The following is a 1,062-nucleotide window of genomic DNA, read 5'->3' on the forward strand; positions in this document are numbered from 1 at the left end:
AGTACGGCTGTTTTACGTACAACAATCGAAACCGCTTTACCGTAAATGGCGGTGATCTTGTCAAAACCACGATTGAAAGCGATAAACCATTTCGCTGGATCTTCACGCTTCATGATCAGCGAACACAATGCAGGTGACAAGGTTAAAGCATTCACCGCTGAAATGACCAAGGAGATGCATAACGTCACACTGAACTGTGCAAACATGACACCAGTGATTCCAGGTAATAAGCTGATTGGGACAAACACAGCAAGCATGACTAATGTCGACGCGATAATAGGCCCCGTTACTTCTTGCATGGCCACATACGTCGCTTTTGCCGATGAAAACCCAGGGTTTTTGTGCATGACACTTTCGACGTTTTCGATAACCAAAATAGCGTTATCGACCACGATACCAATCGCTAAGATCATGCCAAACATAGTAATGGTATTGATCGTAAAGCCAAAGGTGTGCATAAAGAAGAACGTACCCACTAAAGAAACAGGAATAGCAATCGCTGGTACTAAGGTCGCACGCAAACTCCCTAAAAATAAGTAGGTGACCAAAATAACCAAAATGATGGCGATAACCAATGTTTCTGTCACTGTGTAAATAGAGTCTGAGACAAATTCAGTCACATCAAATGGGAATGCATACGTCACGTCATCGGGGAATTGCATGGTACTCAGTAACTCTTTCACCCCTTTACCTGTTTCTAGTGCATTAGCGCCAGGTGCCAGAGACACCGTCATTAATGCGGCTGGGTTTCCGTTAAGTACCGTATTGGTTTCGTATCGATTGTCACCCAATTCAATATCCGCAATATCACGCAGGTAGATATTAGAGCCGTCAGCTTGCGTTCTCACGATGATGCTTTCAAACTCTTCAACGGTTTCTAAACGGCCTTGACTAAGCAAAGGGATTTGCAGCATGCGGTCGTCGTCGAATGGACCTGCGCCGAGTTTACCAACGGGGAATTGGCTATTTTGATCGCTAATCGCGTTATTGATTTCGCGAGTAGAAAGCCCTAGAGCTGTCATTTTGTCGACATCTAACCAGACTCGCATTGCATACTCAGTA

At 44.6% G+C, this 1,062-nt stretch carries 1 protein-coding gene; it reads right to left on the reverse strand.

The annotated features are described in order from the left end of the window. A partial coding sequence (locus tag ACP45E_RS21150) for an efflux RND transporter permease subunit (protein WP_241824366.1) occupies positions 1-1,049 on the reverse strand: 1,049 nt, incomplete at its 3' end. Between the last annotated feature and the right edge of the window lie 13 nt (positions 1,050-1,062).

Origin of the sequence: Vibrio genomosp. F10 str. 9ZD137, assembly GCF_049974785.1 — a bacterium.
GTDB lineage: Bacteria > Pseudomonadota > Gammaproteobacteria > Enterobacterales > Vibrionaceae > Vibrio.